23 protein-coding genes are annotated in these 20670 nt (G+C 63.2%); 13 read left to right on the forward strand and 10 right to left on the reverse strand.

The genetic code is table 11. The features are described 5' to 3' along the window. Positions 1-291: 291 nt before the first annotated feature. Both NK8_RS32225 and NK8_RS32230 read right to left on the reverse strand, forming a co-directional pair. Complete coding sequence (locus NK8_RS32225; RefSeq protein ID WP_162070485.1) at positions 292-1404, reverse strand: ABC transporter ATP-binding protein; 1113 nt, start codon at positions 1402-1404, stop codon at positions 292-294. Positions 1405-1427: 23 nt separating this feature from the next. Then, positions 1428-3170, reverse strand: a complete 1743-nt coding sequence (locus tag NK8_RS32230; protein WP_213232303.1) for an iron ABC transporter permease — start codon at positions 3168-3170, stop codon at positions 1428-1430. Positions 3171-3545: 375 nt separating this feature from the next. On the opposite strand from NK8_RS32230, the gene cyoA reads away from it, so the two are divergent. From cyoA to NK8_RS32270, 8 genes are all read left to right on the forward strand, one after another. Beyond that, positions 3546-4433, forward strand: a complete 888-nt coding sequence (cyoA, locus tag NK8_RS32235; RefSeq protein ID WP_213232304.1) for a ubiquinol oxidase subunit II — start codon at positions 3546-3548, stop codon at positions 4431-4433. 3 nt (positions 4434-4436) lie between these two features. Continuing rightward, positions 4437-6446 (forward strand): cytochrome o ubiquinol oxidase subunit I, encoded by a 2010-nt coding sequence (cyoB, locus tag NK8_RS32240; protein ID WP_162070482.1) that lies wholly within the window; start codon positions 4437-4439, stop codon positions 6444-6446. Beyond that, complete coding sequence (gene cyoC / locus NK8_RS32245) at positions 6446-7048, forward strand: cytochrome o ubiquinol oxidase subunit III (protein ID WP_213232305.1); 603 nt, start codon at positions 6446-6448, stop codon at positions 7046-7048. The genes cyoB and cyoC overlap by 1 nt, the downstream gene beginning before the upstream one ends. Beyond that, positions 7048-7380, forward strand: coding sequence for a cytochrome o ubiquinol oxidase subunit IV (cyoD, locus tag NK8_RS32250; protein ID WP_213232306.1), 333 nt, complete (start codon positions 7048-7050; stop codon positions 7378-7380). The genes cyoC and cyoD overlap by 1 nt, the downstream gene beginning before the upstream one ends. 170 nt (positions 7381-7550) lie before the next feature. Continuing rightward, complete coding sequence (locus NK8_RS32255) at positions 7551-8078, forward strand: 2,4'-dihydroxyacetophenone dioxygenase family protein (protein WP_213232307.1); 528 nt, start codon at positions 7551-7553, stop codon at positions 8076-8078. Positions 8079-8128: 50 nt separating this feature from the next. Next, positions 8129-9430 (forward strand): MFS transporter, encoded by a 1302-nt coding sequence (locus NK8_RS32260; protein ID WP_162070479.1) that lies wholly within the window; start codon positions 8129-8131, stop codon positions 9428-9430. Positions 9431-9441: 11 nt separating this feature from the next. Beyond that, entirely contained in the window at positions 9442-10170 is a 729-nt protein-coding gene (locus NK8_RS32265) for an SDR family NAD(P)-dependent oxidoreductase (protein WP_213232308.1), read from the forward strand. Further along, on the forward strand, positions 10167-10979 hold the full coding sequence (locus tag NK8_RS32270; RefSeq protein ID WP_213232309.1) for an IclR family transcriptional regulator: 813 nt from the start codon (positions 10167-10169) through the stop codon (positions 10977-10979). The genes NK8_RS32265 and NK8_RS32270 overlap by 4 nt, the downstream gene beginning before the upstream one ends. A 4-nt stretch (positions 10980-10983) precedes the next feature. On the opposite strand, the gene NK8_RS32275 is transcribed toward NK8_RS32270, so the two are convergent. Then, positions 10984-12408, reverse strand: coding sequence for an AarF/UbiB family protein (locus tag NK8_RS32275; RefSeq protein WP_213232311.1), 1425 nt, complete (start codon positions 12406-12408; stop codon positions 10984-10986). A gap of 192 nt (positions 12409-12600) precedes the next feature. Here NK8_RS32275 and NK8_RS32280 point away from each other — a divergent pair, with 192 nt between their 5' ends. Beyond that, positions 12601-13533, forward strand: coding sequence for a serine hydrolase (locus NK8_RS32280; RefSeq protein ID WP_213232313.1), 933 nt, complete (start codon positions 12601-12603; stop codon positions 13531-13533). Positions 13534-13775: 242 nt separating this feature from the next. Further along, positions 13776-14186 (forward strand): hypothetical protein, encoded by a 411-nt coding sequence (locus NK8_RS32285; protein ID WP_213232315.1) that lies wholly within the window; start codon positions 13776-13778, stop codon positions 14184-14186. On the opposite strand, the gene NK8_RS32290 is transcribed toward NK8_RS32285, so the two are convergent. Then, positions 14162-14629: a response regulator gene (locus NK8_RS32290; RefSeq protein WP_162070473.1), complete on the reverse strand. Its 468-nt coding sequence runs from the start codon at positions 14627-14629 to the stop codon at positions 14162-14164. The genes NK8_RS32285 and NK8_RS32290 overlap by 25 nt on opposite strands. Positions 14630-14849: 220 nt before the next feature. Here NK8_RS32290 and NK8_RS32295 point away from each other — a divergent pair, with 220 nt between their 5' ends. After that, positions 14850-15089 (forward strand): hypothetical protein, encoded by a 240-nt coding sequence (locus NK8_RS32295; RefSeq protein WP_213232317.1) that lies wholly within the window; start codon positions 14850-14852, stop codon positions 15087-15089. Between the two features lie 104 nt (positions 15090-15193). Beyond that, positions 15194-15748, forward strand: a complete 555-nt coding sequence (locus tag NK8_RS32300; RefSeq protein WP_162070471.1) for a universal stress protein — start codon at positions 15194-15196, stop codon at positions 15746-15748. Here NK8_RS32300 and NK8_RS32305 read toward each other — a convergent pair. After that, entirely contained in the window at positions 15727-16473 is a 747-nt protein-coding gene (locus tag NK8_RS32305; protein ID WP_162070470.1) for an IclR family transcriptional regulator, read from the reverse strand. The genes NK8_RS32300 and NK8_RS32305 overlap by 22 nt on opposite strands. 101 nt (positions 16474-16574) lie before the next feature. Here NK8_RS32305 and NK8_RS32310 point away from each other — a divergent pair, with 101 nt between their 5' ends. Beyond that, a complete protein-coding gene (locus tag NK8_RS32310) occupies positions 16575-17762 on the forward strand; it encodes a fumarylacetoacetate hydrolase family protein (RefSeq protein WP_213232328.1) in 1188 nt (395 codons plus the stop codon). Position 17763: 1 nt separating this feature from the next. Here NK8_RS32310 and NK8_RS32315 read toward each other — a convergent pair whose 3' ends face one another. From NK8_RS32315 to NK8_RS32335, 5 genes are all read right to left on the reverse strand, one after another. Then, positions 17764-18231, reverse strand: coding sequence for a hypothetical protein (locus NK8_RS32315; RefSeq protein ID WP_213232330.1), 468 nt, complete (start codon positions 18229-18231; stop codon positions 17764-17766). Between the two features lie 3 nt (positions 18232-18234). Continuing rightward, positions 18235-18621, reverse strand: coding sequence for a hypothetical protein (locus NK8_RS32320; RefSeq protein ID WP_213232332.1), 387 nt, complete (start codon positions 18619-18621; stop codon positions 18235-18237). 94 nt (positions 18622-18715) lie between these two features. Continuing rightward, the gene (locus tag NK8_RS32325; RefSeq protein WP_213232334.1) at positions 18716-19699 is read right to left on the reverse strand and encodes a substrate-binding domain-containing protein; all 984 of its coding nucleotides are present in this window, start codon (positions 19697-19699) and stop codon (positions 18716-18718) included. 69 nt (positions 19700-19768) lie between these two features. Then, positions 19769-20167 (reverse strand): DUF302 domain-containing protein, encoded by a 399-nt coding sequence (locus NK8_RS32330; protein WP_213232336.1) that lies wholly within the window; start codon positions 20165-20167, stop codon positions 19769-19771. Beyond that, entirely contained in the window at positions 20164-20658 is a 495-nt protein-coding gene (locus tag NK8_RS32335; protein ID WP_162070466.1) for a GAF domain-containing protein, read from the reverse strand. Before NK8_RS32335 ends, NK8_RS32330 begins: the two co-directional genes overlap by 4 nt. Positions 20659-20670: the final 12 nt, after the last annotated feature.

The following is a 20670-nucleotide window of genomic DNA, read 5'->3' on the forward strand; positions in this document are numbered from 1 at the left end:
GAATTCATGGTGTCCGGCTTGACGATCGCGACCTGCACGCGACTCGTGAGATTGAGCTTGCGCAGAATGTTTGCGCCTGCCGCCGCCTTGCGAATCGCGCTCGCGAGCGTTTCGGCTTCGATGCTCTTCAGCAGTTCTTCGGGATCGTAGCCGTGTCCATCATCCTCGACAAGGAGGCTGAAGTCGCGATCATTGACGATCGTCACGGTAATGCGTTGCGCTTCCGCGTGCTTGCGAATGAGGGTGTGCGCGATAGTTGCCACGCCTTCCTGAGACTTCAATAGCTTCTATTCAAGCCTTCTGCGAAGCCAGCGCAATGCAGCTCCCGGCATCGATCGAAAAGTGGATGGTCTCCCCGACCGGCGTCTTGTGCGACGGATGCACGCGCGCCAGCACGATCTGTTCGCCGATGCGAATCTGGAAATCGAGCGTTTCCCCGAGAAACACTTTCGCCGCGACAGTGCCGGTGTACACGTTGCGCGCGCTCAGGCCATCGAGCGATTCATGGACCATCACGTTTTCCGGGCGCACGGAGATCACGACTTCATCGCCGGGGCGGCACGACACCGCGTTCGCCACCGCGATCACGCCGATCGACGATTCGATCAGCACGTTGCCATCATCGCCTTCGCAGTCGCGCACGCGGCCATCGATGAAGTTGGTCGTGCCCACGAAGTCCGCGACGAACTTGCAGTTCGGCAGATCGTAGATCGCGCGCGGCGCGGCTTTCTGCACGATCTGGCCATCTTTCATCACGGCGATTTCATGCGACAGCGCGAGCGCTTCTTCCTGATCGTGCGTCACGTAGATGGTCGTGATACGCAGTTCGCGCTGCATGCGCTTCAACTCGAAGCGCATCTTGTCGCGCAGTTTTGCATCGAGGTTCGAGAGCGGTTCATCGAGCAGCAACAGCTTCGGCTCCATCACGAGCGCGCGCGCGAGCGCGAGGCGCTGTTGCTGGCCGCCCGACATGCGCGTCGCATCGCGGTCCGCGACATGATCGAGACCGACCGCCGTCAGCACGCGCATCACCTTTGCTTCGATCTCGCGCTTCGAGTATTTCTTCTCGCCCACTTCAAGCGGAAAGCTCGCGTTGCGAAACACCGTCATGTGCGGCCAGATGGCGTATGACTGAAACACCATGCCGAACTTGCGACGGTTCGGCGGCACGAAGGTGTCGTCGCGCGCGGAAAATACGGTCACGCCGTTCACGGAAATGGAACCATCTACCGGACGCTCCAGCCCGGCAATGGAACGCAACGTCGTCGTCTTGCCGCAGCCGCTCGGGCCGAGCAGCGTGAAGAGCTTGCCTTCGGGCACATCGAACGACACGTCGCGAGCCGCGCGCACGCGCACGTTGTTGCCATCGACATATTCGGTGTTCAGTCCTTGTACGTTCAGCACTTGCGTCTCCGATGGTGTTCGTTTCAGGCGTGGTTCGCTTTCACGCCGAACTTCGCGCCGATCCATTGCAGCAGCATGACGAGCGCGAGCAACGCGAGCACGAGCATCACCGAGAGCGCCGAGAGCTCCACGTATTGCCCGTTCTGCCAAAGCTCCCAGATCACGATCGACACCGTCTCCGAGCCGGGGCTGTAGAGCAGGATCGAACTCGACAGCTCGCGGATCGACACGATCATCACGTAGATCCAGCCCGCGAGCAGGCCCGGCTTCAGGAGCGGCAGCACGATGCGGAAGAACGTCGCGCTCCAGCTCGCGCAGCTCATCGCGGCGGACTCTTCGAGTTCCTTGTGAATCTGCACCATCGATGTCGTCGTGTAGCGCATGCCGTACGGCATGAAGCGCGTGATGTACGCAATCAGCAGAATCCACAGCGTCCCGTAGATGCCGATATCGACCTTCAGCGAAACGATCATGAACGACAGGCCGAGCACGAGCCCCGGGAACACGAGCGGCAGCGATGCGAGGTTGTCGAGCAGCCAGCGGCCCGGTAGCTTCGTCTTGATGACGATCCAGCAGATCACCGCGGACAGCAGCATGACGGCGGTCGCGCAGCCGAACGAGAGCAGGAGGCTGTTGACGACCGCGTGACGCAACGTCGAGAGATGCAGGATGTATCCGTAAGCATCGAACGAAAGGTGATGCAGCGCGGCGAGCGATGGCGTGCGGTAATACTTCTGCAGCGACGACCACAGCAGCACCGCGAACGGCAACGCGACGATCAGCAAAAAGTAGACGACGAACACGCCGGCCGTCAGATAACGCCATTTACCGATGTCGACCACGCGCGGACGAAAGCCCTTGCCGCTCATCGTCGAATATTTGCCGCCGCCCGAGGAGACGCGCGATTGCAGATAGAGGCCGACCGAGGTGATGACGAGCAGCAGCATCGAGTAAGAGGAAGCGAGTCCGATCTGACTCGGATACTGCTCGATCGCCTCGTAGATCGACGACGTGAACACCTGCAGCTTCACCGGCAAGCCGATCAGCGCGGGCACTTCGAACGATTCGAGCGCGCGCACGAAGAGAATCAGCAGCGTCGAGACGATGGCCGGAAACGCGAGCCGCAGCGTGATGTGCCACATCGTCCGCGCGATGCCCGCGCCGCTCATCAGCGACGATTCCTCCAGCGACGGGTCCATGCCGCGAAAGGCGGCGGACATGAGGAGGAAGGCCATCGTCGAATAATGCAGGCCGTCGACCCAGATCATGCCGCCCATGCTGTAGATGTCGAAGAAGGGTTTCGTCACGCCGAACAGCGAGCCGAGCGCCACGTTGAGCACGCCGATTTTCGGGCTCGCGAGGAAGATCCACGCGATCGTGAAAAGGATGCTCGGGACGATCAGCGGGACGATGGTGATGGCGTAGAAAAACTTGCGGAAAGGCGTGTTGGTGCGCTCGATGATCCACGCCAGCACGGTGCCGATCGCGAACGACACGCAGGCGGCGCCGAACGCGAACTTGAGCGAGTTGAAGAGCGTGCGCAGCGTTTCGGGACTGCCGTACGCGAGCCTGTAATTGCCGAAGGTGAAGGCGGCGGGGTTATCGGCGACTTGCGGCGTGAAGAAGCTCTGCCAGAAGAGGAACACGAGCGGGATCAGCGCGAGCACGCCCGCGATGACGACCGCGCCGCCGATCACGAGCCACTTCGCATCGAGCCGCGTGGAACGCGACAGGGCTGCCTTCATCGCATCGATTGTCAGTTCCAAGCGCGGCTCCCCCTCGAAGTGATCGACTGAGTTTCATCGGATGGAGCTCATCATAAACTTAGGTATCTAAGCAAATAAACCTGCGGAAAATACTGAGCACGCGCTGGCACGGCGGGCGTTCTGTGCGGCGGAATGAAATCCGCCGATAACCACGCTTTTTGACACCTGCGACCTCATCCCTTCGTTGTAGACTCCCGTACTCTCTCCCGACGGCTCAGAAAGCGCGACACCCTGTCGCATCGGGTTGATATGAAACAATTTTCCTAACATTCGCACCATCGCGAAAAAACGCGCGTGGCATGATCCTGACGCGGCGCAACGCCGTGCGGCGGCGTTCTTCCCCGGACGCTTCGATCATAGAAACCAGCGAATGCAATGAATGAAAATACCCAACGTTTAGCAGTGCCATTGTTATCGGGGTTGATAGCCAGTCTCTGTCTTTCGGGATGCAAGCTGGAGGTGTTGGACTCGAAAGGCGTGATCGGCGCAGCGGAATCCTCGCTGATCGCCACCGCGACTTACGCCATGCTTCTTGTCGTGGTCCCGGTGATTCTGCTCACCCTGTTTTTCGCATGGCGCTATCGGGCGTCCAACAGGAACGCCACCTATGCGCCGAAGTGGGCGCACTCCACGGCCATCGAAGTGGTGGTCTGGGTGATTCCGGCGATCATCATCCTGTACCTCGGCATCCTGACGTGGAAAACCACGCATGAGCTCGATCCGTACAAGCCGCTGGAATCGAACGTCAAGCCGATCAACGTCGAAGTCGTGGCGCTGGACTGGAAGTGGCTGTTCATCTATCCCGACCTGGGCGTGGCGTCGGTCAACCAGCTCGCGTTTCCGGTCGGCACGCCGGTGAACTTCCGCATCACGTCGGATTCGGTGATGAACTCGTTCTTCATCCCGCAACTGGGCAGCCAGATCTACGCAATGGCCGGCATGCAGACGAAGCTGCACCTGCTGACCGATCACGCGGGCGACTACGCGGGCATCTCGGCGAACTACAGCGGCAAAGGCTTCTCCGACATGAAGTTCCGCGCACTGGCGATGTCCAGCGCAGACTTCGACGCGTGGGTCAAGAAGGTCAAGACCGCGCCCGAGAACCTGAGCATGGACGTCTACGCCGGCGTCGCGCGCCCGAGCGAGAAGGTCGCGGTGCGCTATTTCTCGACCGTCGATCCGAAGCTGTTCAAGAACATCGTCGGCAAATACAACAACGGCCGCTTCGATGTGAATGGCGACAACTGTGTAACAAAGGGGTAAGCCATGTTCGGCAAATTAACGCTTGAGGCGATCCCGTACCACGAGCCCATCATCATGGGGGCGACCGTCTTCATGGCGATCCTCGCGCTCGGTACGGTCGCCCTTCTCACCAAACTCGGCAAATGGGGCTGGCTCTGGCGCGAGTATCTGACTTCGGTCGATCACAAGCGCATCGGCGTCATGTATCTCGTCGTCGCCGGGCTGATGCTCGTGCGCGGCTTCGCCGACGCCGTCATGATGCGCGCGCAGCAAGCCATCGCGATGGATTCGCCGGGCTATCTGCCGCCGCATCACTTCGACCAGGTTTTCTCGGCGCACGGCACCATCATGATCTTCTTCATGGCCATGGCGCTGCTGGTCGCGTTCTTCAACCTCGTCGTGCCCCTGCAGATCGGCGCGCGTGACGTGGCATTCCCGTTCATCAACTCGCTCTCGTTCTGGATGACGGCCGTGGCCGCCATTCTGATCAACCTGTCGCTGTTCATCGGCGAGTTCTCGGCAACGGGCTGGCTCGCGTATCCGCCGCTCTCCGAGACGCAGTTCAGTCCGGGCGTCGGTGTCGACTACTACATCTGGGCGTTGCAGTTGTCCGGCGTCGGCACGTTGCTGACGGCGGTGAACTTCTTCGTGACGATCGTGAAGATGCGCGCGCCCGGCATGACGTGGATGAAGATGCCGGTCTTCACGTGGACGGCGTTCTGCTCGAACGTGCTGATCATGGCGACATTCCCGATCCTGACCGTGGCGCTCGCGCTGCTCGCGCTGGACCGCTACATGGGCATGCACTTCTTCACGAACGACGGCGGCGGCAACCCGATGGTCTATCTGAACCTGATCTGGGCCTGGGGTCACCCCGAGGTCTACATTCTGGTTCTGCCCGCCTTCGGCATCTACTCGGAAGTGATCGCGACGTTCTCGAAGAAGCCGCTGTTCGGCTATCGCATGATGGTGTATGCGACGTGCTGCATCATGGTGCTGTCGTTCCTCGTGTGGCTGCACCACTTCTTCACGATGGGCTCGGGCGCGAACGTCAATGCCTTCTTCGGCATTATGACGATGATCATCTCCATCCCCACCGGCGTGAAGATCTTCAACTGGCTCTTCACCATGTACCGCGGCCGCGTGCAGTTCACCACGCCCGTGCTGTGGACCATCGGCTTCGTCATCACCTTCACGCTCGGCGGCATGACCGGCGTGATGCTGGCGATTCCGGGCGCGGACTTCGTGCTGCACAACTCGCTGTTCCTGATCGCCCACTTCCATAACGCGATCATCGGCGGCGTGGTGTTCGGCTACTTCGCGGGCGTGCAGTACTGGTGGCCGAAGGTGTTCGGCTTCAAGCTCGACGAGAAGCTCGGCCGCAACGCGTTCATCTGCTGGTTCGTGGGCTTCTTCGTGGCGTTCGTGCCGATCTACATCCTCGGCTTCATGGGCGCGACGCGCCGCCTGAATCACTACGACAACCCGGCATGGCAGCCGTACTTCATCGTCGCCGCTGTCGGCGTGGCGATCATCGCGGTGGGCGTCGTGTTCCAGGTCGCGCAGATCGTGGTCAGTATCATCCGCCGCAATCAGCCTGCGTATCGCGACGTCACGGGCGATCCGTGGAACGCCCGCACGCTGGAATGGACCATGAGCTCGCCGCCGCCCGTCTACAACTTCGCGAATATCCCGGCTGTACGCGAACTCGACGATTTCGCCGATGCCAAGGAACACGGCCGCATCGATGCGCGTCCGTTCGGCGACATCCACATGCCGTCGAATACGAGCGCGGGTCTGGTGATCGGTCTGTTCGCGCTGGCGTTCGGTTTCGCCGCGATCTGGCACATCTGGTGGCTGGCTATCGTGGGTCTCGTCGGCATCGTCGCGACGGCGATCGGTTACAGCTTCCGTGAGAACGCCGGCTTCATCATCCCGGCCGCGACCGTGAAGTCAACCGAAGAGCGCAATCGCCCGCCGAAAGCGCCCGCGAAGGCAGGTGCTGCGCGCGAACTCGAACTGGAGGCAATGTAATGTCGCAATCGACACTGTCCGCGCAACACGCGCACGAGCATGAGCACCAGTCGCATTCGGTGTTCGGCTTCTGGGCCTACCTGATGACCGACTGCGTGCTGTTCGCGTCGCTCTTCGCAACGTTTGCGATGTTCGCGATGCAGACGGCAGGTGGCCCGACGGCCAAGGATCTGTTCAACCTGACGGATGTCGCGTACGAAACGGCGCTCCTGCTCACGAGCAGCCTGACCTTCGGTCTCGCGATGATCTCCGCGACGCGCCGCAAGTCAGGCGCGACGCTCGCGTGGCTGCTCGTCACGGCGGCGCTCGGCGTGGGCTTCCTGTGGCTGGAGATGCACGAGTTCGCGCATCTCGTCGCCGAAGGCGCGGGTCCGCAACGCAGCGCGTTCTGGTCGGCGTTCTTCACGCTGGTCGGCACACACGGCCTGCACGTCACCATCGGTCTGATCTGGCTGGTCGTGCTGGCCGTGCAGATCGTGCGCAAGCCGCAGATGAGCGAGCGCGATCTGCGCCGCCTCGCGTGCCTGAGCCTCTTCTGGCACTTCCTGGACATCGTCTGGATTTGCGTGTTTTCCTTCGTCTATCTTGGGAGCGTGGTCTGATGGCACATACGCATACCGAATCAAGCGATTTCCCGCACGTCACCGTGCGCGGCTATCTCATCGGCTTCGTGCTGGCTGTCGTGCTGACCGTGGCTTCGTTCTGGGCCGCGACCTCGGGCGCGTTCAAAGGCGAAGGCGCGATCGTCGCGCTCGCGGTGCTCGCCGCGATACAGGTCATTGTGCATGTCGTGTGCTTCCTGCACGTGAACGCGTCGAAGGGACAGCGCTGGCACGCGATGTCGTTCGCTTACACCATCCTCATGTCGTTGATCCTGATCGTCGGCACGGTGTGGGTGATGCATAACGTGCATATGCTGATGATGGCGCGATAACCCGTTCGGATTCCTCGAGCGATCGAAAGGCGGCCCCGTTACAGGGGCCGCTTTTTTTCGTCCCTGCACGAATTCGGCATCCGATGAAGAATCTTGACAATTCCCGCGACGAGGCAGAATATTTGTCCATAATTTGATTTATACATCCACAATATGGACAAGGAGACGCGATGAGCGCGCCAAAGCCCGCGGCGGATGCCATGACGCCGTATCAACTTCCCTTCCCGAAAGAAGCGCAGAAAGAAATCGTCATCGGTCATGCGATTCCGACCGACGAGCGCGAATGGGTTCCGCAAGCCGAAAACGTCTGGTTTCGCCCGCTGTGCCTGAACGTATCGACCGGCTACTGGATGAACCTCCTGCGCGTGCGCAAATCCGGCGTGCTGTCGCGTCATCGTCATCCGCAAGCAGTGCACGGCATGGTGTTGAAGGGCCGCTGGCGGTATCTGGAGCATGACTGGGAAGCGACTGAAGGCAGCTATGTCTTCGAACCGCCCGGCGAAACCCACACGCTGTACGTGCCCGAAGACGTGGAAGAGATGATCACGTACTTCCAGGTGAACGGCGTGATGTTCTATTGCGACCCATACGGCAATTACACCGGCTACGAAGACGTGTTCACCAAGGTCGACATGTGCCGCAAGCATTACGAGTCAGTTGGTCTCGGCGCGGATTTCGTCGACCAGTTCATCCGCTGATTTCCCAAACCACCTCTATCAGACTCACAAGAGCATTCGGAGGGGACAACATGTTGGAAAAATCACCGCGCCTGAAGCGCGTTCAGATCGTCGCGATCACGTTTTTGATGCTCGCGGGCATCGTCAATTATCTCGATCGCAGCACGCTCTCGATCGCGAATCACTCCGTTACGCAGGAACTCGGGCTGTCCGCGTCGCAGATGGGCCTGCTGCTCTCCGCGTTCTCGTTCGCGTATGCGTTCTCGCAGTTGCCCATCGGCGCGATGCTCGATCGCTTCGGCGCGCGCGTCATGCTCGGCCTCGGGATGTTCGTGTGGTCGGTCGCGCAGTTGTTCGGCGGGCTCGTGACGAACCTGCATCAGTTCCTCGCGGCGCGCATCGCGCTCGGCATCGGCGAAGCGCCGCAGTTTCCCGCCGGCGCGAAGGTCGTGTCCGAATGGTTCGCGCAACGCGAACGCGGCAAGCCGACCGGCATCTTCGTCACCTCATCGACGATCGGACCCGCGCTCGCGCCGCCGATCCTCACCGTGCTGCTGCTCAACTTCGGCTGGCGCAACATGTTCGTGATCATGGGCGTGCTCGGGATTGCGGTGTCGATCGGCTGGTACATCGTGTATCGCAATCGCCGCGATGTGAAGCTCGAATCGCAGGAACTCGCGCATCTCACCGAAGGCGAGCCCGCGCAGCGCGCGGAACGCAACATGACCTTCGCGGAATGGCGCGGCCTGTTCGGCAAGGCGACGACGTGGGGCATGATATTCGGCTTCATGGGCGTGATCTACATGGTGTGGCTGTATCTCACGTGGCTGCCCGCGTATCTCGAACATGAGCGCCATCTGACGATCGCGAAGACTGGCTGGGTCGTGACGATTCCGTATCTCGCAGGCACGCTCGGCATGCTGTCGTCGGGCTTCATCGCCGATGGTCTGATGGCGCGCGGCGTCGCCCCGATCCGCAGCCGCAAATGGCCGATCTGCTCGGGTCTCATCGGCGGCGCGCTTTTCACGGTGCCGGCCGCGTTCACGCCGAATCTCACGCTCGCGATCGTCTATCTCTCCGCCGCGATGTTCTTCGTCAACATGGCGAGCGGCGCGGCATGGGCGCTCGTTTCCGTCGCCGCGCCGCGCCACATGGTCGCGTCGCTCGGCAGTATCCAGAACTTCGGCGGTTACTTCGGCGGCTCGTTCGCGCCGTTCATCACCGGCCTCGTCGTCGACAAGACGCACTCGTTCGTGAACGCGTTCCTGATCAGCGCGGGCGTCGCGTTCGCCGCCGCGCTCGTCTACATGTTCGTCGTACGCGCACCGATCGAAGACGCCGAACAGCAAGCCGCACCCGTTCCCGTCGTCTAAATCACAACGTTATGACTTTTCAGGCTGATCTCTTCAAGGGCAAGACCGTCCTCGTGACCGGCGGCACGCAGGGCATCGGCGCGGGCATCGCGCAGCAGTTCGCCGCGCTCGGCGCGCGCGTGATCGCGGCGGGCCTCGCGCCGACCGTAGCCCAACGTGACGCACTCGGCGATGGCGTCGAACTCGCCGCGCTCGATGTCGCCGATGCCGCCAGCGCCGCCGCGCTGTTCGGCACGCTCGACGCGCTCGACGTGCTCGTCAACTGCGCGGGCATGATCCGTCGCGGCGACGAGCACGACATCGAAACGTTCGAGCGCGTGATCGCCGTGAATCTCAACGGCACGATGCGCATGTGCGCCGCCGCGCGTCCCTTGCTCGCGAAGAGCAAGGGTTCGATCGTCAACACGGCCTCGATGCTGACGTTCTTCGGCGGCGGGCTCGTGCCCGCGTACAGCGCGAGCAAGGGCGGCGTCGCGCAACTGACGAAGTCGCTCGCCATCGCCTACGCGGCCGATGGCATCCGCGTGAACGCCGTCGCGCCCGGCTGGATCGCGACGCCGCTGACGCAGGCGCTCCAGGAAGACGATGGCCGTTCGCAGGCCATCCTCGAACGCACGCCGATGAAGCGCTGGGGCTTGCCGGAAGACGTCGCGCGCGTGACGGCGTTTCTCGCGTCGCCGGCGGCGTCGTTCATGACCGGCGCGATCGTGCCCGTCGACGGCGGCTATCTCGTGGCATGATTCGCAGCATCATGCTGACCGACACCACCGCTCTCGACGCCGCCAAAGCCAGCGGCACCGCCGCCTTTTCGAAGTTCATGGCGGTGCTGCAGGTCATCGCCGATGCCGACGAGCCGCCGAGCATCGCGCGGCTCACGGCGGCGAGCGGCTATCCGCGTCCGACGGTGTATCGCATCGTCGGCGCGCTGATCGCGGAGGGGCTGGTGGTCGAGAGCGCGCGCGGCGGCTGTTACGCGCTCGGCCCGCGCCTGATGTCGCTCGCGAGCCGCAGCTGGGAACGCTCGGACTTGCGCATCGCCGCCGCCGACGCGCTGCAGACCTTGCGCGACGCCACCCAGGAAACCGTGCACCTCGCGGTGCGCAGCGGCTCGGAGATGGTGTACGTCGAAAAGCTCGAAAGCCCGCACGCGGTGCGCATGGCCTCGCGCATCGGCACGCGCGTGACGCTCTATTCGAGTTCCGTCGGCAAGGCTTATCTGTCGACGCAGACGCCCGCCGAACGCGATGCGCTGCTGCAAGGCATCGCGTTCGAGCGCTTCACGCCGAATACGATCATCGAGCGCGCCGCGCTCGACGCCGAACTCGACGCGACCCGCGCGCGCGGATACGCGGAGGACCGCGAGGAAAACGAGGCGCAGATTTTCTGCTACGGCAGCGCGATCGTCGGCGCGAACGGTGCGACGCTCGGCTGCGTGAGCGTCAGTATTCCGCTGTTCAGAAAGTGCGCGACGCCGCTTGAAACTTACATCACGCCGCTCAGAGAAGCGTGCCGGGCGATCGCGGAGCGCATGAGCCCCGGCACGCGTTGATGAATTATCGTCGCGCTGTCGCCGCGTAGTGCGCGATGAGCGTCGGCAGGCGCGGCAGCGTGTGCGGCCAATGCGTCGCCTCACGCGCGAGACGCGCCGCAAGACTCCTGCAACTGAACTGATCCGCCGCGAGCCGCACGATCACCTTGCGCGCGATCTTCCATACATCGACATTGGGCGCGATCTCCTGCGCCACGCGCTCGATGCGCTCCATCGCCCGCGACAACAGCACCGCGCGCGACGCGATGCGCCCGTGCCCCGCGCTGAACATATGCTCGGCGGGCGCCTTGCCGATCGCGCCGAACAGTTGCGCCACGCCCACGCCGTGCCGCGCGTGCGGCGACGCAAAGCGCTCGGCCTCGCGCCGATACGTCGCTTCGACCCGCACTTCATGATGCGTCGCGTTCGTCGCGGGCCGGCCGTGTTCGAGATGCGCGCGCGCCGCCGCCTTGTGATCGCCCGACATGAGCGCATGCGACACGCCGACGAGAAAATCACGCTCGTGCGCGGCGAAAATCATCAACGGGTTATCGGCTTCCAGGACGATCTGGCCGCGCGTCCCGGGCTCGATGCTCACGCGCGCGCCCGCCGCATCTAGCCCCGCGTGATATACGCCAACATCGAGCGACATTTCGAAGAACGCTTCGATGAGCGTCGCGAGGACATCGGCCTGATCGAGCCCGCATGACGCAAGCGCGTCCGCATCCGATAGCGCGGCGGTCTCGATCGCGCGCGTGGTCAGCACCGCGTCGTTGCAGTAGTCCCACAGCACTTCGGGCACGGCGAGGCGGTCGTCGTCGCGCAGGCGAAAGCGCAGGTAGCTCTGATCAGCGGCGCGCTGGCGCAAGTCGATCATCGCGTCGACGCTTTCGCGCGCCCGCCGCACCCATTCCACCGGATGCATCTCGCGCGCCTGCGCCGAACGCCGTTCCGCGAAACGCGCCGCCGCGAGCGCGAGATCGAGATCATCGTCGAGTTCGGCGCGGGTGTCGGCGCGCAGCAGCGTTACGCGCACCGGCGTCTCGCCGATGCGCGCCGCATGCGTCTGCTCCGCGATGCCCGAACGCAGCGGCACATCGCTCAACCCGGTGAGTTCGAATGAAAGTGTGGCGGGAAACGTCGCCCTGCAAGCCGCGCGAAAGGCGGCCGCGTCATAGGGCGTGAACAGTCCGTCGACTTCGTGCAAGGCGACGCGCACTGCCGTCTCCGCGAGCGCGGGATGACGCGCGAGCGTCCCGGAAGCGTTTTCCAGCACGCGTGAGAGTTGCGAGAGCGCGGGCACGCCTGCGCCGAGCGGCGCGGCGCGCGCACCGTGGGACGCGAAGAAGCGCGCCACGCGGGTGATCGCGGCGCCGTCGCTGGTCAGCTGGCTTTCGTGGACGAACGCCCGGCCAAGCCGCCAGAGCGTCGCGAGTCGTCGGACAGACAAATTCAGGCTCGCTGAAAGTGAGTTGAAACCGCTGAAAGACTGCGATGCCGCGCTGCGTGGCATCCGGATTGCTCGATGTGTAACACGATTCGGCGGAACCTGCACGCGGATCAAGCGAATCGTTCTTTGCGCTCGACCGTACTTTTTTGCTTCGGTATCCTGCTTATATCTTCATTCCGGCATCTCTTGCTCATGACGTTCGTCAACGATTCCGACTTCACTTCATTGCAGAAAGCGCTGGCCGGGCAACCCGGCGTGCGTAGTTTCGTCATCGCTCACGAAGACCGTATCGTGTTCGAGCACTATCGGTACGATGTCGACGCGCAAAGCCCGCAGGACATCAACTCGGTCACGAAGACGGTCGTCGGACTCGCGGTCGGCGCGGCATTGCGCGCAGGTTTGCTGCCGCCGCTCGACACACCCGTTTGCCACCTCCTGCCGCAGATGCGCTTATACGGCTTCGATCGCCGCGTGCAGCGCATCACGCTGCGGCATCTGCTGACGATGACTTCCGGCTTCGAATGGGATCAGGGCGTCATCGACGAGTGCGTGCTCGGCCCGTGCGAGCGCTTTTCCCGCGAAGGAAGCCGGCTGCGCTTCGTGCTGGCGCGGCCGATCGCGCAACCCGGCATGCGCTTCGAATACGATTCACACGCGATGCTGTTGCTGTCGCTCGTCATCGAATCCGCTACGAAACGCACGCTCGAGTGCTACGTGCGCGACACGCTGTTCGCGCCGCTCGGCATCGCGAGTTGCGAATGGATCAGCGACGAGGATGGACATACCTTCGGCGGCCGCGGCCTCACGTTGCGCACGCGCGACATGATCAAAATCGGGCAGTTGATGCTGCATCGGGGCGTGTGGCGCGGCGCGCGGCTCATCGACGCAACGTTCATCGATGAAGCCACCGCCGTGCATGGCGATGGCGGCCCGCCGATGGACGACGCGCAATACGGCTATCTCTGCTGGATCGATCCGCGCTATGTGTTCGCCGCCGGATACGGCGAGCAGTTCATCTTCGTCGCGCCGCGCGAGCGGATCGTCGCGGCCACGACCTGTGACAACGACGACACGCCCAAAGGCGTGCGCGAATTGTTTGCCCGGCATGTGCTGGGCGCGTCGTGACCGGCACGGCAATAGCCTGCTTTGAGCAGCAATAAATCCTGCACATTCCGAAGCAAAAATGCCCTGCGCTTCAGTTCGCAGCGCGTGTTGCGTTGACTGTATCTTTTTGTCGATACGTACTTCGGATTAATTTCGATACGGTATCTTATTAAAGCGGTAGGCTACAACGTATCAATATCAAGAACGAGGTCGATTCGCGCGCCCGTGCACGAAGACCATAAAGATAAATCGAGAGAGGCGCCATGCAACACCCTTCCGAAGCCCCGATGGCGAAGGCGATGTACATCCTTGGCCAGATCGGCGCGATCATCTGCCATGAACGCGGGCCGCGCCCGCACACCGCTGTGCTGACGAGGATGGCATCGCGGCCCGCCGAGGGTTTCTCTATCGCGGTCGCGCGAATGAACGAGATGTGCCCGCCGCGCCGCGGCCATCGACGCGCGTTGCTGCAATGGAAGCACAAGGAAATCCAACGTCTGAGCCGGATGCTGCCCGATCCACTGCCGACGGCCGCGTCCGCGCACTCGCAGATGCCGTTCTGGGCCGGCTATTGTCAGTATTGGGAAGACATGCTCAAGGAACACGTTCAGCGCGACATCGATCAGCTTGCGCTCAAGCTCGACGACATTCAGCGCAAGCGCGCCGATGCGTGATCGCCCTCGCCCTCCCGCATCGAGAAATAGTCCTGCAATATCGCGATCATTCCGTCGAGTTCCGTCGGCTTGACGAAGTAGCCGTTGAAGCCGGTGCGTTGCGCGCGCGTGAGGTCTTCGGGGTCGGTGCGGCTCGTATGCGCGATCAGCAGCATCGACAGATCGATCGCGCGAATCGCTTCGGCGGCTTCCCAGCCGTCGCCGAGCGGCATCATCAGATCGAGCAGGATCACGCCCGGCCGCCATTTGCGCGCGAGCGACACGGCGTCGAGCCCCGTGTGCACCGCGCGCACGGTGAACGCGGCGTCTTCGAGCGCAAGACAGATTGCGCGCGTCGCCTCCAGATCGTCATCGGCGATGAGCACGCGCGGCTCGTCGGGGCGCGTTGCGCGCGGCGGAATCTGCCACAGCGCTTGCGAAGGAACACGGTCGTGTCGTTGCATCGTTTTGGCCTCGGAATGGACGGAGATGAGAGCAACGATCATTCCCTCGCGGGTCGCTGAAGGCGCAGCGCCAGGCGGGGTGCGGTCCGCCGACGTTACACTTCGGGATTACCCGGTGGCTGTCGCGGCGCGCCGGTTCACGCGCGCCGTGCAGGATCTGCACCGCCGTGGCTCGTGCGGCGGCGATGGTGCATTCATCTTCAATACGAGAGGCTAATCGATGTTCGTCGTGTATTGGCTCGGCGGCAACCCTGATATCGAAGGCGCGGCGCACTTCAAACGGTTCGATGAGAACGCGCTTTCCGATGCGCTGCGCTTTGCGGAGGCGTTGCGCCGCCGACAGGCCGATGGCGAAGATATCGGCTTCGTCACGCTATGCAGTGAAAACCCGCATTCGGTAGGCAAGCCTGGCGTCGCCGATCCGCCTGCCGGTTACGACTGGAAAAAGCGCCGCCGTTAAGTTCCTGCGTAAAAGATGCAGACAAAGATCCAGACGCGCGCTCATTCGCGCCTAAGTCTGTACGGCGATCATCCTGTCTGAACGAACCAGACCGGAGACGCATCATGTACAAGCACATCCTCGTCGCAGTAGGCACGAGCCTCAGCGAAAGCGCCCTGACCACCGCCATCACGCGCGCCCGCGCCTGCAACGCGCGTCTGACCGCGCTGCATGTCGTCGATCAGACGCCGTGGTGGGCCGTCGTCACCAGCGATAGCGATCCGGACGAAACGCTCGGCGTCATCGACGATCACGCGCGCGCCGTGACGCGTTATGCGGCGCGGCTGATCGACAGCGCGGGCATCGACGGCATCGCGCGCAGCGTCACGCAGCCGCTCGACGGCACCAGCGTCGGCGCGTTGATCGCGAAGGAAGCGCAAGCGGCGAGCGTGGATCTCATCGTGCTCGGCGGCGAAGCGGACACCGGCTGGCGGCACGGCGAAGCGCGTCTGCGCGATGTGGTGTGCATGCACGCACGCTGCGACGTGCTGATCGCGGCGCACGCGCCGGCGCCCCTTTATGCGGAAAAGGACATGGAGTCGATCGAGGCGCGCTTCGCCGCTTCGCAGGGCCGCGCGCAAGCGCGCGCATCGCATCGTCAGAGCGCGCCGCGCAAGTGAGCCGCAAGCTGCACGATGCCGATCGATATCTGCTTCTCACGTTTCGGATCGAGCCGGCCGACCGGCACGCTCGTCGATACCGCGACGCGCTTGCCCGCCGGCGTCATCCCGACGAAGGCCGCGAAACACGCGAGTCCCTCGGCGACCTCCTCGCGCTCGACCGCGAGCCCGCTCGCACGGATCGCCGCGAGTTCGCGTAACAGCGCCGCGCGCCGCGTAATGGTGCGCGGCGTGACCGCTTCGAGACGCTCGGGCAGACGTTCGACGACGGCTTCGTCGCTCATGCCGGCAAGCAGCGCCTTGCCGAGCGCGCAGCAATGCGCGGGCAGACGCGAACCGAGATCGGAGACGAGCCGCACCGGACGATGCGCGTCCTCGCGCGCGATATAAACCACCTGCACGCCGTCGAGCACGGCGAGTTGCACCACCTCGTTATGCTTGTTGATGAACGCGCCCGCGCCTTCGCGGAACGCGGCCTGAAGTTTGTCGTGTCGCACGTACGCGTTGCCGAGCTCGAACAGGCCGACGCCGATCATGTAGCCGTCGTCGCGCTTGTCGATCCATTGCATGCGCGCGAGCGTTTCGAGCATCAGATACAGCGTGCTGCGCGACAGGCCGGTCTGTTCCGCGAGCGTGGCGGCGCGCACCGGCTTGGCAGCGGCGGCGAGCGCTTCGAGAATGTCGCTCGCGCGGCGCAGCGCGGGGACGTCATAGGTCTTTTCCATGGGTGAATCTTCCAACAGGTTGGACAATTAATCAACCTGATGGACACCACCCCGCACGCGGGCTACGATCGGCTTTCCTTTCCCGCCCGTCATTCGCATTCATGCAAACCGTCAACGTCTCCTCCTGTCTGCCCGAAGATTTCGCCGATGCCGTGCTGATCGGCCGCGTCTGGCGTCCCGCGCCTGTGAACGGTCCCGCTGTCGTCGCGGTGCGCGGCGGCGAAGTGTTCGACATCACGCGCGCCGCGCCGACCACCGCCGATCTCTTCGATAATGCCGACGCACTCGACATCGCCCGGAACGCGGAAGGCGAGCATCTCGGCGGCGTGCAGGACCTGTTGCAGGCAACGCTCGATGCGTCCGCCGATGGCCCGCGTCTGCTCGCGCCCTGCGATGTGCAGGCGGTGAAGGCGTGCGGCGTCACGTTCGCGGTGAGCTTGCTGGAGCGCGTGATCGAGGAACAGGCCGGCGGCGACGCGAGCCGCGCGCAGGAAGTGCGCGACACGATCAACAAGCTGATCGGCGCGGATCTCTCGCAGATCAAGCCCGGTTCGGAAAGCGCGGCGAAACTGAAGGCGGAGCTTGAGCGTCGCGGCGCGTGGTCGCAGTACATGGAAGTCGGCATCGGGCCGGATGCGGAAGTGTTTTCGAAGTCGCAGCCGATGTCATCGGTCGGCTTCGGCGCGGATGTCGGCCTGTATCCGACATCCCAATGGAACAACCCGGAACCGGAGATCGTGCTCGCGGTGAATGCGCGCGGCGAGATCGTCGGCGCGACGCTCGGCAACGACGTGAACCTGCGCGATATCGAAGGCCGCAGCGCGTTGTTGCTCGGCAAGGCGAAGGACAACAACGCGTCGTGCGCTATCGGGCCGTTCGTGCGCTTGTTCGATGAGCGCTTCACGCTGGATTCGGTGCGCGGCACGAGCGTGTCGCTGCGCATCGAAGGCGCGGACGACGGCTTCGTGCTCGAAGGCGTCAGCCATATGAGCGAAATCAGCCGCGATCCGGCCGATCTCGTCACGCAGACGCACGGCGCGCATCATCAGTATCCGGATGGGTTCATGCTGTTTCTCGGCACGATGTTCTCGCCGATCAAGGATCGCGATACGGCGGGCGGCGGATTCACGCATCATCTCGGCGATGTCGTGACGATCTCGACGCCGAGTCTTGGGGCGTTGGTCAATACCGTGAGGCTGTCGACGGAAATCGAGCCGTGGACGTTCGGCGTGAGGGCGTTGTATCGGAGTCTTGCGACGCGGGGGTTGTTGGGGAAGGCGGCGGAGTGATTCAGGGCCGCTGGCGTCCGGCTTCGATTTGCGTGAACGCAGCGCCATCAAATCGATAGTAGTAAGTGCCGTGGCCTTGTTCGTTTCTGATTCCGCGAACGATCAGCAGCGAACTGTCCTTGCGGTAAGCCAGAGGCTCGGTGACATCGAGCGGCCAGTCGGAGACGGTGAAGGGAAGCATGACGACTTTTCCCGTCTTCGAGTCGATCGCGGCAGCCATCACGCAACCGGCTCCGCAACCCCATTCGCTCATGATGAAGTGCCCGGCGAAGTTGACGGGAGCGCGTGCCGCTTCTGTGAGTTGGGCGATGTAGCGGCGGCTTTCGCTTGTGGTCAGCCGGAGCTTGACGGGTTTGCGCGCCTCCTTGACTGTCGCGGGATAGTCCGTGAAACGCGGTTCAGCGTTGTGAGCGAAACCCGAAATGGGCGCTGCGATGAGCAGCCAGAATACGACAAAGATTTTTCGCATGGGTCAATACCAGTGGTGTTTTTCCCAGAAATCTCTTGCCGCTTTTGCCGAATGATAGCGACCGTAGATATAGCGAATCCCGCCCTGGCATTCTTCAACAGCATTGCCAAACGATTTTTCCCCGTGGGGATTGAATTCATATTGCGCGTGCAAAAGCTGAAACAGGCCTCGCGCGCTTGAATTGTGATTGCGGTTATCCACGATGCCGCTCGATTCCTGGGCCAGAATCCAGAGCAAATCATCGTAGTCCGCCTCGGATACCGTCTCGAGGCGAATAGCGTCTCTGAGCGCGGACCGAACATAGAGCGGCACGACGTCTGTGGGAATGGCTTGCCACGCCTTTCGAGGCTGCTTGAACGGGCGGTGGTGGTGAGCGTGTGGCGTAGTCATGCGACGGCCTTTTGAATTCGCACTTTGTGTTTCACGACACTAAGCGAACTCGACCCGATGGCCTACACGACTTCTCTGAAAGCGCGCGTCGTTCTCACGCCCCCCCAAACCGAAACCCCTTCGCCTGCCCTTTCGTCACCAGTTGCACCGGCGTCTCCATATATGGCGACAAATCCCTCTGCCGCCGCTTCTCGAGCAACGCCTTCACCGCCACGTCCACACCGAACACCGCCTGCCGCGCGCCGAATTGCTCGACCGTCGCAAGCAGGCGGCCGTCGTCCAGCATCGGCTGCACGGCTTCGATGTTGTTGTAGCCCGTCACCAGCACGCGGCCTTTCTTCTCGGCGATGCGGATCGCGTCGATTGCGCCCATCGCGATGTTGTCGTTCGCGCAGAGCAGGCCGCGCACATCCGGATGCGCGTAAAGCATCTGCAGCGCGATCGACTTGCCGCTCGCGGCGGTCCAGTCGCCGCCGTCCGCATCGGCGATACGCATGCCCGCTGCGGTCATCGCTTCCCTGAAGCCGAGCGTGCGTTGCTGCGCGTTGCGATCGTTCGACGGCCCTTCGATGATGCCGACCTCGTCGCCCGCCTTCAGCTTCGAGCCGAGATACGCGCCGACGAGCTTCGCGCCGCGCCGGCTGTCCGGTCCGACGAACGGAATCGCGAGGTCCGCCACTTCCTGCGCGGCTTCGTCGAACGGATTGTCGATCGCGATCACGATGATGCCCGACGCAATCGCCTTCGCGGCCACCGGCAACAGCGCCTTCGAATCGGCAGGCGCGATGACGATCGCGTTGGTCTTTGCGTCGATCAGCGTCTCGACGATGTGTATCTGCCCCGCGACGTCATTGTCGGCGAGCGTGCCGTGCGTGGTCAGATCGAGTTGCGATGCGTAGTGCCGCTGGTAATTGCGCGCGCCTTCGATCATCGAGACGACGAACGGATCGTTCAGCGACTTCATCACGAGCGCGACCGTCACCTTGTCCGATGCCGCGCGCACGTCGCACACGCGCGCGAACGAGCACGCGCTCAGGGCGCACGCGGCAAGCAGGCGGCGGCGGGCAAGGCTCGTCATGGAATTTTGAGACAGATGAAAACGTCTCATTGTAGACGCACGCGTCTGCGCGCCGATGACGCCAGATCGTCAGCGCGCCGCCGCCTCCGCGAGCGCGGCCACGCCGCCTAGCGGCTTCATCAGTTCGGCGTCGAGCCCGTGACGCGCGCGCAGAAAGTCCGGCGCGTTATAGGAAAGCCACGCGCGGCCGTCGGCGTCTTCCCATGACAGCACCTTGAGCGGCAAGTCGAGCGCGGCGGTCGGCACCGCCTGCATCAGTGGCGTGCCCGCCTGCGGATTGCCGAACACGAGCAACTGGCTCGGCGGCATCGTGAGGCCGGCGCGCGCCGCGTCGCCGCTGAAGTCGATGCGCGCGAACAGAATCAGCCCGCGCGCGCGGATCAGCGCTTCGAGCCTGTCGGCGGTCGCGACGGCGCCATGCGCGCTCGCGATCGTGACGACGCCGTTGTCCGCGGGATCGATGCTCATTTTTTCCACGCAAGCGCGACGAACGCCGTACACAGCGCTTCCATGCCGAGCGCGTCTTCGTCGTCGAAACGATTCGGCACGGGGCTGTCTACGTCCCATACGCCGATCAGCGTGCCGTCGCTCGCGATGAGCGGCACGACGATCTCCGAGCGCGACGCCGAATCGCATGCGATATGCCCGGGAAACGCGTGCACATCCGGCACGACCTGCGTGCGCCGCTCGCGCGCCGCGGTGCCGCACACGCCGCGTCCGAGCGCGATCCGCACGCACGCCGGCTTGCCCTGAAACGGCCCGACGACCAGCTCGTCGCCATCGAAGAGATAGAAGCCCGCCCAGTTCAGATCCGGCAGCGTGTGATAGACGAGCGATGAAAAATTCGCGGCATTGGCGATGAAGTCGGTTTCATCGGCGATGAGCGCGCGGGCTTGCTGTAGCAGTTCGTCGTATTGCGCTGCCTTGGTCGCGTGCGTGGCCTGGGAGATCGAGAACATGGAACGGCGAAA

It is taken from the genome of Caballeronia sp. NK8, from assembly GCF_018408855.1.
Lineage (GTDB): Bacteria > Pseudomonadota > Gammaproteobacteria > Burkholderiales > Burkholderiaceae > Caballeronia.

What these genes read in the sequence shown, in the direction of transcription:
- cyoA (WP_213232304.1), top strand. Translation starts at nt 3,546, where the DNA reads ATGAATGAAAATACCCAACGTTTAGCAGTGCCATTGTTATCGGGGTTG.
- cyoB (WP_162070482.1), top strand. Translation starts at nt 4,437, where the DNA reads ATGTTCGGCAAATTAACGCTTGAGGCGATCCCGTACCACGAGCCCATC.
- cyoC (WP_213232305.1), top strand. Translation starts at nt 6,446, where the DNA reads ATGTCGCAATCGACACTGTCCGCGCAACACGCGCACGAGCATGAGCAC.
- cyoD (WP_213232306.1), top strand. Translation starts at nt 7,048, where the DNA reads ATGGCACATACGCATACCGAATCAAGCGATTTCCCGCACGTCACCGTG.
- NK8_RS32255 (WP_213232307.1), top strand. Translation starts at nt 7,551, where the DNA reads ATGAGCGCGCCAAAGCCCGCGGCGGATGCCATGACGCCGTATCAACTT.
- NK8_RS32260 (WP_162070479.1), top strand. Translation starts at nt 8,129, where the DNA reads ATGTTGGAAAAATCACCGCGCCTGAAGCGCGTTCAGATCGTCGCGATC.
- NK8_RS32265 (WP_213232308.1), top strand. Translation starts at nt 9,442, where the DNA reads ATGACTTTTCAGGCTGATCTCTTCAAGGGCAAGACCGTCCTCGTGACC.
- NK8_RS32270 (WP_213232309.1), top strand. Translation starts at nt 10,167, where the DNA reads ATGATTCGCAGCATCATGCTGACCGACACCACCGCTCTCGACGCCGCC.
- NK8_RS32280 (WP_213232313.1), top strand. Translation starts at nt 12,601, where the DNA reads ATGACGTTCGTCAACGATTCCGACTTCACTTCATTGCAGAAAGCGCTG.
- NK8_RS32285 (WP_213232315.1), top strand. Translation starts at nt 13,776, where the DNA reads ATGCAACACCCTTCCGAAGCCCCGATGGCGAAGGCGATGTACATCCTT.
- NK8_RS32290 (WP_162070473.1), bottom strand. Translation starts at nt 14,629, where the DNA reads ATGCAACGACACGACCGTGTTCCTTCGCAAGCGCTGTGGCAGATTCCG.
- NK8_RS32295 (WP_213232317.1), top strand. Translation starts at nt 14,850, where the DNA reads ATGTTCGTCGTGTATTGGCTCGGCGGCAACCCTGATATCGAAGGCGCG.
- NK8_RS32300 (WP_162070471.1), top strand. Translation starts at nt 15,194, where the DNA reads ATGTACAAGCACATCCTCGTCGCAGTAGGCACGAGCCTCAGCGAAAGC.
- NK8_RS32305 (WP_162070470.1), bottom strand. Translation starts at nt 16,473, where the DNA reads ATGGAAAAGACCTATGACGTCCCCGCGCTGCGCCGCGCGAGCGACATT.
- NK8_RS32310 (WP_213232328.1), top strand. Translation starts at nt 16,575, where the DNA reads ATGCAAACCGTCAACGTCTCCTCCTGTCTGCCCGAAGATTTCGCCGAT.
- NK8_RS32315 (WP_213232330.1), bottom strand. Translation starts at nt 18,231, where the DNA reads ATGCGAAAAATCTTTGTCGTATTCTGGCTGCTCATCGCAGCGCCCATT.
- NK8_RS32320 (WP_213232332.1), bottom strand. Translation starts at nt 18,621, where the DNA reads ATGACTACGCCACACGCTCACCACCACCGCCCGTTCAAGCAGCCTCGA.
- NK8_RS32325 (WP_213232334.1), bottom strand. Translation starts at nt 19,699, where the DNA reads ATGACGAGCCTTGCCCGCCGCCGCCTGCTTGCCGCGTGCGCCCTGAGC.
- NK8_RS32330 (WP_213232336.1), bottom strand. Translation starts at nt 20,167, where the DNA reads ATGAGCATCGATCCCGCGGACAACGGCGTCGTCACGATCGCGAGCGCG.
- NK8_RS32335 (WP_162070466.1), bottom strand. Translation starts at nt 20,658, where the DNA reads ATGTTCTCGATCTCCCAGGCCACGCACGCGACCAAGGCAGCGCAATAC.